We start from the raw sequence: 12,348 nt of genomic DNA on the forward strand, positions 1-12,348 counted from the left end.
AGCATGCGTCGGTTACTGTTGCCTATTTATCTGTTTCTTGGTGCCTGCATGCCGCTGTCGCAGTCCGAACCCGCGACTCGCGCGGCTTTCGTGGACAACTCCCTGCCCCCGATGAAGATCTTTTCGGTGCCGCGCCCGCAACCGGTTCAGGCGTCGAACATTGATCTGGCACGTGATTTCATGGATCTGGCCATGGGGTTGGAATCCGGTCGGTCGCTGGATGTGTTCACCCGTTTCGAAGGCCCGATCACGGTACGGTTGATTGGCGACGCCCAAAGCTCCGTGCCCAGCGATTTGAACCGATTGCTGCACCGCCTGCGCACCGAGGCCGGGATCGACATCACCGCAACCACGGACAAAAGCGCCAATATCACGATCAACGCAGTCAGCCGGGCGGAAATCCAGCGCTTTCTGCCGCAGGCCGCCTGCTTCGTGGTGCCAAACGTGTCGACCTTGTCCGAATACCGCAAGATGCGGCGCTCCAACCGGGTGAACTGGGGCCGGATCACCGACCGCACCCGGCTGGCGATCTTCCTGCCGAATGATTCCAGCCCGCAAGAGGCGCGCGATTGCCTGCACGAAGAACTGGCGCAGGCGCTTGGCCCGCTCAACGATCTCTACCGCCTGCCGAATTCCGTGTTTAACGATGACAACGTGCACACGGTTCTGACCGGGTACGATATGCTGGTGCTGCGCGCCTATTATCACCCCGCGTTGCAAAACGGCATGTCCCGGGCACAGGTGATGGACCGCATTCCCGGCATTCTCGCCCAGCTCAATCCGGCTGGCGAAAATCGCCCGGCCCGCCGCGCCGCCCGTACGCCACGGCCTTGGATCGAGGCGATCCAGACCGCGCTTGGGCCCGGGGCGTCGTTTTCCGGCCGGCGCGCAGCCGCCTCGGAGGCGCTGAGCATCGCCAGCGCCATGGGTTGGCAGGATCACCGCAGGGGATTTACGCATTATGCCATGGGCCGCATCCTGCAAAGCTCCGACGCGATCGCCGCGCGGGAACACTTCCTGTTGGCTGACGCCTATTTCGCGCAGTCGCCGCAGACCGACCTTCACCGGGCTTACGTGGCGTCGCAACTGGCGGCTTTTGCCCTGACAGAAGATCGGCCTGACGAAGCGTTGCGGCTTACGGGTTTGTCGATTGACCTTGCGGCCCGGCATGAAAACGCGGCGTTGTTGTCGACCCTGTTGATGTTGCGCGCAGAAGCGCTGGATCTGTCGGGGCGGTCCTCTGCCGGGGCAGATGTGCGTCTGGACAGTCTGGGATGGGCACGGTACGGGTTCGGCTCGGACTGGTCGGTGCGCGCCAAACTGCGTGAGATCGGTGCGCTCAATCCGCTCAACAGGGCCAGAGGCAGAATATGATCGTCATAGCAGGTGCGATTATCGGCGCAATTGTCGGCGCGATGACAGCCAAGAAGCGCAACGGCAATCGGGTCGATATCTGGCAATACGGTGCCGTCTACGCGATTGCGTTTTCGCTTGGCGGCCTGATCCTGACCATCGCGATCGAGAAGATTATCACCTGAGCGCCGGATGCGTCGACGCATCCGTCCGTTTCCGTTGACGGAAACGCTGGGAGGCCAGCCTCCCAGACCCTCCGAGGTATTTTCAAACAGAGACAACAACTGGTTATTTCCGCAGTGCATTGCTAGATCAGGGTCATGTTTGTGCCCTTCTTCGACAGCTTGCGCAAAACCGGGGTTCCGGTGTCTTTGCGCGAATATCTCAGCTTTCTGGCCGCGATGCGCGCCGGGCTGGCGACCTATGACCCCGAAGCGTTCTACTATCTGGCCCGCACAGCCATGGTCAAAGACGAACGTCACATCGACCGCTTTGACCGCGCCTTTGCCGAAACCTTCAAAGGGTTGGAGCATATCAGCACAGAAGGCGTTCTGGACGCGCTTGATCTTCCCCAAGACTGGCTGCGCAAGATGGCCGAAAAGCACCTGAGCGAGGAAGAAAAAGCCGAGATCGAGGCCCTGGGCGGGTTCGACAAGCTGATGGAGACGCTCAAGGAACGGCTGAAAGAGCAACAGGGCCGCCATCAGGGGGGCAACAAGTGGATCGGCACAGCCGGCACGTCGCCTTTCGGGGCTTATGGCTACAATCCCGAAGGCGTCCGGATCGGCCAAAACGAGTCCCGCCACAAGCGCGCGGTCAAGGTGTGGGACAAGCGCGAGTTTCGCAATCTGGATGACAGCGTCGAGTTGGGCACCCGCAACATCAAGGTTGCGCTCAAACGTCTGCGTCGCTGGGCGCGCGACGGGGCGACGGACGAACTGGATCTGGACGGGACGATCCGCGCCACGGCGGAGCACGGCTATCTTGACGTGCAGACCCGCCCCGAGCGCCGCAATGCGGTGAAGGTCATTCTGTTTCTGGATGTTGGCGGGTCGATGGATCCGCATGTGAAAGTTGTCGAGGAACTGTTTTCCGCTGCCCGCGCGGAGTTCAAACACCTGGAATATTTCTACTTCCACAACTGCCTCTACGAAGGCGTCTGGAAGGACAACCGCCGCCGTTGGGATGCGCAGACCGCGACGATGGACGTGCTCAACACCTATGGCCCGGACTATAAATGTATCTTCGTCGGGGATGCCAGCATGTCGCCTTATGAAATCGCTTATGTCGGCGGGGCCAACGAACACTGGAACGCCGAAGCCGGCCAGGTCTGGCTGCAGCGCGCCCGTGCACAATGGACGTCCAACCTGTGGATCAACCCGACGCCCGAGCGCTATTGGGACTACACCCAGTCCATCTCGATGATCCGCGAGATTTTCGAAGACGCGATGGTCCCGATGTCCTTGGAGGGCATCGAACGCGGCATCAAAGAGCTGGCGAAGTGATCGCAAAGCTGAAAACGGCGCTCAAACGCGCGCCGGTCTTGACGGGTTCGTTTGTGCTGGCCGTGTGTTTGACGCTTTGGTTTGGCGGGCGCACGGCGGTGCACGCGGTCTACTGGGCCGATCCGAAACATCAAAACCAGCAGATCGAGGGCTGGATGACCCTTGGCTATGTCGGCAAGTCCTGGCGGGTCCCGCGCGGGACGCTCAAGGCGTCAATCGACGAAATCTGGCCTGACGGCGAACGGGATCGCTATCCACCGGTTCACCGGATCGCGCTGGAGACCGGGCTAAGCGAAGCCGAGGTGATTGCCCGGCTGGACGCTGTGATCGCAACTTACCGCGCGCAGGCCGCTGAATGACCGACACCTTTCTGAACCTGACGTCCACCTATGGCGTCTGGGTCGTCGTGCTGTCGGCCTACCTGTCCTGTCTGGCCATCCCCATCCCAACCGCGCTTGTCATGCTGGCAGCCGGAGCATTCGCCGCGTCCGGCGACCTTGAGTTCTCGACACTTCTGCCCGCGGCGTGGCTTGCAGCGGTGCTGGGTGATCAGACCGGCTACTGGATTGGGCGGGGCGCGGGCCACCGCGTCATCGCCACGGTTGGGCGCAGTCCCAAGCGGATGGCGCTGATCGACCGCGCCCGCAGAACCGTGCTTGAGAACGGTGGGCTGGGGGTGTTTTTCTCAACCTGGCTGTTTGCGCCGCTTGGGCCCTGGGTCAATCTCACGGCGGGTGTCGCAGGTCTTGGGTGGCTGCGGTTCACGGTTTGGGATGTTGCGGGCGAAGCAATCTGGGTGACGGGCTATCTCAGCCTTGGGTTCGCATTCGGGGACCAGCTGGATGCGCTGTCATCCCTGATGAGCAACCTGTCGGGATTTCTGGTGGCCGCCCTTGCGGCGATTGGTTTTGGCTGGTTGTTGCGAAAACGTCTGGCAGCCCCCCACGTTTCGCGGGATCGCTGATCCGCGCGCCCTTGCCGGGAACGGCGATCCGCCCCATATCCAAATCATGTTGAAATTTACCCCGATCCTTCTGGCTGTGCTTTACGCGATGGCGATGTACCACTTTTCCGTGTGGCGCACGAAGCGCGAGCTGGATGAAAAATCGACGGAACTGGCCGATCCGCGACTGAAGGTGCTGATGGACCGCTTGGCCGCCGCTCTGGATATCGAGCGCATCCGCGTCAACATCTACGAGATTGATCCGGTAAACGGGCTCGCCGCCCCGGACGGGCGGATTTTCATCACCCGGGGATTCTACCGCAAATACCAAAGCGGCGAAGTGTCCGCCGAAGAATTGACCAGCGTCATCGCGCATGAACTGGGCCATGTCGCATTGGGCCACACCCGCCGCCGCATGATCGACTTTTCGGGACAGAACGCGCTCAGAACCGCGCTGGCGATGGTGTTGTCACGCTTCCTGCCCGGAATCGGCGTCATGATTGCCAACGGCATTTCGACGCTGCTTGCGGCGCGGATTTCGCGGGATGACGAATACGAGGCCGATGCCTATGCCGCCGCCCTGTTGCACAAGGCCGGGATCGGGGTTGGCCCGCAAAAAACCTTGTTTGGGAAACTTGAGACACTGACACAGGCCCGATCCGGTGTTGTACCAGCATGGTTGATGTCGCATCCAAAGACCACTGACCGTATTGCAGCGCTTGAAAAGCTTGAGGGACGTTGGACCACAACGTCCTGACGCGGCCTCGGGCTAGTCGGTGAATGTCACCGTTCCGGCGGCGCGGTCCTGGCCATTGACCTGCACCACGATGTCATGTGGCCCGGGATGCAACGTGAAGGTCGACGCGCCCGCCTTGAGCCGGTGTGCCTTTGTCACGGTCAGCGCGTGACCGGCGGTCAGCGTGGCCGATTTCAGCTTGAACACCTTTTCTCCGCTGCGCCCTCCGGGACGATGAAACCGGATGCGGTAATCCACCAGAACCGGCAGGTCTTCTTCGGCGCGCAGCGTGACGGACACCTGCAGCACATCGCCGATGCGCACCGGATCAGGCGACAGCGTCAGTTCCACCGACATCGGCTTATCCTGCGCATAGCCGAGCAGGTCGAGCGCCCCTGCCTCACCGCGTTTGACGGCGGTCCGCAAGGCATGGCGCGTCATCCAGGCCAGTTCTTTCGGGGTTTGACGCCCCTGTTCTGCCCATGTCCGCAAATGCGCGACAACCACATCCGGCAGGGGGCGGGACAGATCGTTCATGTGGTTGGCGACCGACCGCGTGACAAAGCGCGTCGGATCGGCGTGAAGCGCATCCAGAAAGCGCAGCGGCACACGCGGGTCAAGGTCGATATTCGCCGCCCATGGCAGACGTGGCCGGGTGCCCTCGCTGACCAGACGCCGGACGTGGTAATGATCGTGGCTGACCCAGACGTCCAGCCGCTTCAGCGTTTCATCCGGCCATCGGTTCAGAAAGGGCCGGATGTAGTATTCCATTGAAAACCGCTGGGTCGCGGCCTCCAGCAGATCAAGCGCGCGGTCGCGGTGGTGCTCCAACCCGTGGCGCACGGCAAGAATGCCGGGAACCGCGTGGATGAACCGCCCGAAATCATTGTCGGATTTGTCCGGACTCAAAACCGGCGGCATCGCCGCTTCCAAAGCCTCGGCCATCGCCGGAAACGCGCGGGGCAACTGGTGTTCCAGGCAATCGGCAAGCCAGTCAAGCCGTTCCATCAACCCGCGCTCGGCCAGACCGCCGACCGCCTCCCTCAGGAACCGCCCTGGGTCAAAACCGGGCAGGACCGAAAACTCGGCGGCAAGATCGCCGATGGTGTCGGCATTGAACAACTCGTCCCGCAGCGAAAAGCCCTGCGCCTGCCCCTTGCCATCCGGTCCCCGGGCCATGGATCAGATCGTCGCGTTGGTGCCGCCACCGTCGATCAGGATGTTCTGGCCGACGATAAAGCCCGCATGTTGCGAACACAGGAACGCGCAGGTCTGACCGAACTCCTGCCGCGTGCCGTAGCGCCGCGCGGGGATCGTCGCCTGCCGCTGCGCCCGCGCCTCGTCAATCGAAATGCCCTGTGCCTTGGACACGCCGCCATCGAGCGATTGCGCGCGATCGGTCGCGTGAATCCCGGGCAACAGGTTGTTCACCACGACGCCGCTCGGCGCCACCTGACGTGCGGTGCCCGCCACGTACCCTGTCAGACCCGTGCGCGCGGCATTGGACAGCCCCAGTTGCGGGATCGGGGCCTTCACGGATTGTGACGTGATGTTGACCACCCGTCCCCAGCCACGCTCCATCATGCCGGGCATCAAAGCCGTCATCAGGGCAATTGGCGTCAGCATGTTGGCATCCAGCGCCTTGAGGAAATCCTCGCGGCCCCAGTCGGACCAGAGCCCGGGGGGCGGACCACCCGCATTGGTAACCAGAATGTCGACATCGCCCGCAGCCTCCAGCACCTGCGCGCGCCCGTCTTCGCTGACAATATCCGCAGCCACGGTGACCACGGTGACGCCGTAGGTGTCGCGAATCTCTGCGGCTGTCGCCTCCAGCGCGTCGGCCCCACGGGCGTTCATGACCAGATTGACGCCGGCCTCGGCCAAAGCTTCAGCGCATCCGCGTCCCAGCCCCTTGCTCGACGCGCACACCAACGCAGTTTTGCCGCTGATCCCAAGATCCATGTACTCACTCCCTGACATGTGAATTGGTCCACGAAAGACCATAAGCCGTCCATAGGACTGACACATTTAGCCACGATCTTAAAGCCATGCCGCATTTCTGTGTTCTGCGGTTTCAGAAGATCAAAGAGTGTATTGTGTTATGAAGACCGTGTACGATACCAAAGCAACCTACCTTGCCTGTCCGGCGCAGTGCTTTTGTGTCGATTTCGGGGTCTATCGCGGTGAATCAATCGGATATCTCGATGATCTGAACCTGGGCGACATGTACCAGATGAAACGCGACGCACCATGGACCGAGGTCATGGCCTCGGACGAGGACGCAACCGGTTTTGATCTGCATCTCGCGGCAAACGCCCCCGTTCAAACGCTGACCACCCTGGCACGGTTGATCTTTATGACCACCACCGGCCGCCGCGCCGATGTGTGCGTGACCATGTCAGACGGCCATCTATTCCTGGTCAGCGAACAGCCGCTGCAATCCGGGGCAGAATATGTGCTGATCGACATCGAAAGATGCGATGCGGATTTCACCCCTTACGTCGTCCCTGCCCCCGCCGTTGTTCCACAGCCTGTGGTCCAGACAGGCTCAAACGTGATCCCGCTTCACGCCCACGGCTGATCCGGCAGCCCCGGCTCCGTCAGGCTTATGGACAAGGTGACCCGCGCCGCCTATACGCGCGCTCATGTTGGACACCGCTTCAAATCGCCCCGAATTGCCTGCCGAAATCGCCCGGCGGCGTACCTTTGCCATCATCTCGCACCCGGATGCGGGCAAGACGACGCTGACGGAAAAATTCCTGCTGTATGGTGGCGCGATCCAGATGGCCGGACAGGTCCGCGCCAAGGGCGAAGCGCGCCGCACGCGGTCGGATTTCATGAAAATGGAACAGGATCGCGGGATTTCGGTCTCGGCCTCTGCGATGTCGTTTGATTTCAAGACATTCCGCTTCAATCTTGTCGACACGCCAGGACACTCGGACTTCTCCGAAGACACCTACCGCACCCTGACGGCCGTGGATGCCGCGGTGATGGTGATTGACGGTGCGAAAGGCGTGGAAAGCCAGACGCAAAAGCTGTTTGAAGTGTGCCGCCTGCGCGACCTGCCAATCCTGACCTTCTGCAACAAGATGGACCGCGAAAGCCGCGACACCTTTGATATCATCGACGAGATTCAGGAAAATCTAGCCATCGACGTGACCCCGGCAAGCTGGCCCATTGGTGTGGGCCGCGACTTCATGGGCTGCTACGACCTGATCCGCGACCGGCTGGAACTGATGGACCGCGCGGACCGCAACAAGGTCGCGGAAAGCATCGCCATCGAAGGTCTGGACGACCCGAAACTTGCCGAACACATCCCCGACCACCTCTTGGAGCAACTGCGCGAAGAGGTGGAAATGGCGCGCGAATTGCTCCCGACGCTCGACCCGCAAGCGGTGCTTGAAGGGCACATGACACCGATCTGGTTCGGATCGGCGATCAATAGCTTTGGTGTGAAGGAATTGATGGACGGCATCGGCACCTACGGGCCGGAACCGCAGCCGCAAAGCGCCAGCCCGCGCCAGATCCTGCCCGAAGAATCCAAGGTCGCGGGCTTTGTGTTCAAGGTGCAGGCCAACATGGATCCCAAACACCGTGACCGCGTGGCGTTTCTGCGCATGGCGTCGGGTCATTTCAAACGCGGTATGAAGCTGACCCATGTGCGGTCGAAAAAACCGATGGCAATCTCGAACCCGGTGCTGTTCCTCGCCGCCGACCGCGAACTCGCGGACGAGGCCTGGGCCGGTGACATCATTGGCATCCCGAACCACGGCCAATTGCGCATCGGTGACACACTGACCGAAGGCGAAGCGCTCAAGGTCACGGGTATTCCGTCCTTTGCGCCGGAACTGCTGCAAACCGTGCGTGCGGGCGATCCTCTTAAGGCGAAACACCTGGAAAAAGCCCTGATGCAGTTTGCCGAGGAAGGCGCTGCCAAGGTCTTCAAGCCGATGATCGGCTCCGGCTTTATCGTGGGCGTCGTCGGCGCGCTGCAGTTCGAAGTACTGGGCAGCCGGATCGAGTTGGAATACGGCCTGCCCGTCCGCTTTGAGGCGTCGCAATTCACCTCGGCCCGCTGGGTGCACGGTGCAAAAGACGCGGTCGACAAACTGGTCAACGCCAACAAGCAGCACATGGCCGAAGACAACGATGGTGACGTGGTGTACCTCACCCGCCTGCAATGGGACATCGACCGAATTGATCGCGACTACCCCGATGTCACCCTGTCCGCGACCAAGGAAATGATGGTGTGATGCCTGCCCGTTCAACCGGGCGGGACCACGCGATTTCGAAATCGCGTCAAAGCGTCTTCGAAGACGCTTGATCCGCCCCGCATCACGCGGCACTCTTTGCCTATGAGCAGGGAAAACGCGCCAAATCCGGCCTACCCAGACGGGCTGGACGGTATTCTCGATCAGATGAATGCGCGCCGCGCGCCGTTGCGCTTTGCCCCGGGCGAAGCGCTGCCACCGCTGGATTGCGATCTGGAGACGCTTGCCCAAACCCGGGTGAAGCTTCCCCCGTCCAGCACCAAAGCGCGGTCAGATCATGCGCGCAAAAGCTGGGAAATCGCACAGGAGCTTGAAGGCCAAAACGCGCTTCTGCACCTGAATGGTCTGCTGATTGCTCATCTGCGCAAGCGGACGCACCCGGAACACACCGCCGCCCTGTTCCAACGCCTGTGGGCCGAACACGCGGACCTCCTGCTGCGCGACATGGACCTGCGCTGGAAAGTGTCGAGCCTGACGACCTTTGGCGATCACGGCACAACCACAGCGCAGCGCAGCGCAGGTATGGGCTTGTCCACGCTGTTCGGCATGATGAAGCTTTATGAAAGCGAACGGTTGTTCTCGGGCCGCGATCCGGACCGCCCGTTTACGCTGGATGGCCGCGCCAAAGCCCCGCTGCCGCTTGAGATGAACGCGTTTTCGCTGACCGATGGCGGGCTTGACGTCAACACGCTCGGTCGCTTGTGGGAAGAGGCGGACAAGGATGACGTGATCCGCCCGCTTGCGCATGACATGCTGCAACGGCTGATCGACGATCCCGGAACCGTGTTTCGCCGCCTGCACCGGTTGCGCGCGCGCAAACTGCGCCGCATGGAACAGAACGCAACACCGGACGCGGCCAAGGCGGGCATCACGCTGGACGTGCCCAAGGATGTTGCGGAGCCGCTGACCAAAACCATCAAATGGGGGGTGGTCTGCACCACCAATGCGCCGCTGTTGGAGGTCGCCCGGTTCGTCGCACATCACATCGATATCGGCGCGACCCATATCTACCTGTTTCTCGACACTCCGGACCCGGATGTTTCCGGCTTGCTTCAGGGCAATCCACGGGTGACGGTCACGACCTGCGACGACCAGTATTGGAGCGGTTTCGGCAAGGCGCGCCCCGAGGCGCACCAGCTTCGTCAGGCCTTCAACGCAACCCACGCGCTGCGACAGGCGAAGGGTGTTGTTGACTGGCTTGGCCATATCGACACCGATGAATTCATCCTGTCGCCCAAGAAGCTGTCAACCGCCCTGAAAACCGTGCCCGACGACAGCGCCGCAATCCGCATCTTTCCGGCAGAAGCGCTGGCCCTTCCCACCGAAGACGCCATGCCCCGGCACTTCAAGTTGAGCACCACCGGGCCGGGCATCGCCAAGACCGCGATCCACGATGTCTATCCCACGTTCGGCAGCTATGTGCGGGGCGGCTTCCTGAGCCATCTGGCGGGCAAGGTCTTTGCCCGACCCGGACTTGGCGATGTGCGTCTGGCCATTCACCGGGCGCGTGTGAAGGGGCAGGATGTGGTCAACACATCGGTTCTGGACAATGTGCATATCGGCCACCTGCACGCACCCGACTGGACCACTTTTGTGTCCAAACTGACCTTTCGGCAGACAAAAGGGTCATACCGCGTCAAGGACGGTCAGGAGGCCAAATCGGTGGGCCGCTTGCTGGCCTATCTCAACGACGAAGAAGGCGAAGAAGGTCTGCGCCTGTTTTTCGAGGAAATTTGCCTCGACACGCCGGACCTGCGGACCCGCCTGAAACGCCACAATCTGCTTTTGACGCCGCGCTTTGATCCCAACACATCCCTGCAAAAGGTCTTTGGCATCACCCTGTCGGACTGAACCCGCGGGCAGGCGTTAAAAAAGGCCTGTTTTGTTGCCTATTCATCACCAAAGCTGGGCCAGGACAGGCACATCCGCGCACCTGGGCGTCGGTGCGTTGACCGTTCGCCCGAAGATCGTTAAGTAGCGCTCAAGATCGTGACTGTGGATTAATACAGGGCCAGACGGGCCAGATCTCATCAGACGCACGGGCGCAGGTAGTCCGTGAAATACGGATACACATGACAAAATTCTCTGAGTTGAACCTCAACCCGAAAGTGCTCAAGGCCGTTGAAGAGGCCGGGTACGACACGCCCACCCCTATTCAGGCCGGCGCCATCCCCCCTGCCCTTGAAGGCCGCGACGTGCTTGGCATCGCGCAAACCGGAACCGGCAAAACCGCCAGTTTTACCCTGCCGATGATCACGCTGCTTGCGCGTGGACGCGCGCGTGCGCGCATGCCGCGCAGCCTTGTTCTGTGCCCGACACGGGAACTGGCGGCGCAGGTTGCCGAAAACTTCGACACCTATGCAAAACACGTCAAGCTGACCAAAGCCCTTCTGATCGGTGGCGTCAGCTTCAAGGAACAGGACGCGCTGATCGACAAAGGCGTCGACGTATTGATCGCCACACCCGGCCGCCTGCTGGACCATTTCGAACGCGGCAAACTTCTGCTGACCGGCGTACAGGTCATGGTCGTGGACGAGGCCGACCGTATGCTCGACATGGGGTTTATCCCCGACATCGAACGCATCTTCAGCCTGACGCCGTTTACCCGCCAGACCCTGTTTTTCTCGGCCACCATGGCGTCCGAGATTGAACGCATCACCAACACGTTCCTGTCGAACCCGGCACGCGTCGAAGTGGCCCGCCAGGCCACCGCGTCCGAGACGATTGAACAGGGCGTTGTCATGTTCAAAGCCTCCCGCCGGGACCGCGAAGGCACCGAAAAGCGCAAGCTGCTGCGCATGATGATCGAAGGCGAAGGCGACAAATGCTCGAACGCGATCATTTTCTGCAACCGCAAGACGGATGTGGATATCGTTGCCAAGTCGCTCAAGAAATACGGCTATGACGCGGCTCCGATCCACGGGGATCTGGACCAGTCACATCGGACAAAAACGCTGGATGGCTTCCGCGAAGGCGATCTGCGCTTTCTCGTGGCCTCGGACGTGGCCGCGCGCGGGCTCGATGTGCCCGCCGTCAGCCATGTGTTCAACTTCGACGTGCCCAGCCATGCCGAGGACTACGTGCACCGCATTGGCCGGACCGGCCGCGCCGGACGCGAAGGCAAGGCGATGATGATCTGCACACCGAAGGACGAAAAGAACTTCGATGCGATCGAAAAGCTGATCCAGAAAGAAATTCCACGGCTCGACAATCCGCTCGCGCAGGCCCCGGCTGAAACACCGGCCCCTGCCTCGGACGAGGACAAGGCCGCCAAGCCGCGCCGGACGCGCGGCGGACGTGGGCGCACCAAACACGCCGACGCAGCACCAACCGAAACGGTGGAAACCACACAACCGGCACAGCCAGAAGCAACGCCTGAAAAGGCCGCTGATAAACCGACGCAGTCGGACAAATCCCGGGGCGGCAATCGCAATCGGCGTAATGACCGTGGCGGGTCGCGCGACAACAACGTGGTTGGGATGGGCGATCACATGCCATCCTTCATCGCCAAAAGCTTTGACGAACGCCGCGCGGGATAAC

12 protein-coding genes are annotated in these 12,348 nt (G+C 61.4%); 10 read left to right on the plus strand and 2 right to left on the minus strand.

Features of this window, described 5'->3' with window-relative positions; genetic code table 11:
• The first annotated feature begins 3 nt into the window (after positions 1-3).
• From MWU54_RS01755 to MWU54_RS01780, 6 genes are all read left to right on the plus strand, one after another.
• Positions 4-1,374 carry a DUF2927 domain-containing protein gene (locus MWU54_RS01755; RefSeq protein ID WP_247080356.1) on the plus strand — a complete coding sequence of 457 codons (1,371 nt, stop codon included), beginning with the start codon at positions 4-6 and terminating at the stop codon, positions 1,372-1,374.
• Positions 1,371-1,538 (plus strand): apolipoprotein acyltransferase, encoded by a 168-nt coding sequence (locus MWU54_RS01760; RefSeq protein ID WP_247080357.1) that lies wholly within the window; start codon positions 1,371-1,373, stop codon positions 1,536-1,538. The genes MWU54_RS01755 and MWU54_RS01760 overlap by 4 nt, the downstream gene beginning before the upstream one ends.
• A gap of 135 nt (positions 1,539-1,673) precedes the next feature.
• Positions 1,674-2,858 carry a VWA domain-containing protein gene (locus tag MWU54_RS01765; RefSeq protein ID WP_247080358.1) on the plus strand — a complete coding sequence of 395 codons (1,185 nt, stop codon included), beginning with the start codon at positions 1,674-1,676 and terminating at the stop codon, positions 2,856-2,858.
• 38 nt (positions 2,859-2,896) lie between these two features.
• Entirely contained in the window at positions 2,897-3,217 is a 321-nt protein-coding gene (locus tag MWU54_RS01770; protein ID WP_247080359.1) for a hypothetical protein, read from the plus strand.
• The gene (locus tag MWU54_RS01775; protein WP_247080360.1) at positions 3,214-3,822 is read left to right on the plus strand and encodes a DedA family protein; all 609 of its coding nucleotides are present in this window, start codon (positions 3,214-3,216) and stop codon (positions 3,820-3,822) included. The genes MWU54_RS01770 and MWU54_RS01775 overlap by 4 nt, the downstream gene beginning before the upstream one ends.
• A gap of 46 nt (positions 3,823-3,868) precedes the next feature.
• On the plus strand, positions 3,869-4,558 hold the full coding sequence (locus tag MWU54_RS01780) for a M48 family metalloprotease (RefSeq protein WP_247080361.1): 690 nt from the start codon (positions 3,869-3,871) through the stop codon (positions 4,556-4,558).
• Between the two features lie 12 nt (positions 4,559-4,570).
• Here the strand turns inward: MWU54_RS01780 and MWU54_RS01785 are convergent, their stop codons facing one another.
• Both MWU54_RS01785 and MWU54_RS01790 read right to left on the minus strand, forming a co-directional pair.
• Complete coding sequence (locus MWU54_RS01785; RefSeq protein ID WP_247080362.1) at positions 4,571-5,716, minus strand: hypothetical protein; 1,146 nt, start codon at positions 5,714-5,716, stop codon at positions 4,571-4,573.
• Between the two features lie 3 nt (positions 5,717-5,719).
• Complete coding sequence (locus tag MWU54_RS01790) at positions 5,720-6,499, minus strand: SDR family oxidoreductase (protein WP_247080364.1); 780 nt, start codon at positions 6,497-6,499, stop codon at positions 5,720-5,722.
• 148 nt (positions 6,500-6,647) lie between these two features.
• Here MWU54_RS01790 and MWU54_RS01795 point away from each other — a divergent pair, with 148 nt between their 5' ends.
• From MWU54_RS01795 to MWU54_RS01810, 4 genes are all read left to right on the plus strand, one after another.
• On the plus strand, positions 6,648-7,118 hold the full coding sequence (locus MWU54_RS01795) for a hypothetical protein (RefSeq protein ID WP_247080366.1): 471 nt from the start codon (positions 6,648-6,650) through the stop codon (positions 7,116-7,118).
• A gap of 64 nt (positions 7,119-7,182) precedes the next feature.
• Positions 7,183-8,790 carry a peptide chain release factor 3 gene (locus MWU54_RS01800; RefSeq protein WP_247080368.1) on the plus strand — a complete coding sequence of 536 codons (1,608 nt, stop codon included), beginning with the start codon at positions 7,183-7,185 and terminating at the stop codon, positions 8,788-8,790.
• 102 nt (positions 8,791-8,892) lie between these two features.
• Positions 8,893-10,659: a glycosyltransferase family 2 protein gene (locus MWU54_RS01805; protein ID WP_247080370.1), complete on the plus strand. Its 1,767-nt coding sequence runs from the start codon at positions 8,893-8,895 to the stop codon at positions 10,657-10,659.
• Between the two features lie 221 nt (positions 10,660-10,880).
• Positions 10,881-12,347 carry a DEAD/DEAH box helicase gene (locus tag MWU54_RS01810; RefSeq protein ID WP_247080372.1) on the plus strand — a complete coding sequence of 489 codons (1,467 nt, stop codon included), beginning with the start codon at positions 10,881-10,883 and terminating at the stop codon, positions 12,345-12,347.
• Position 12,348 lies beyond the last annotated feature (1 nt).

The organism is Marivita sp. S6314, from assembly GCF_023015985.1.
GTDB lineage: Bacteria > Pseudomonadota > Alphaproteobacteria > Rhodobacterales > Rhodobacteraceae > Marivita.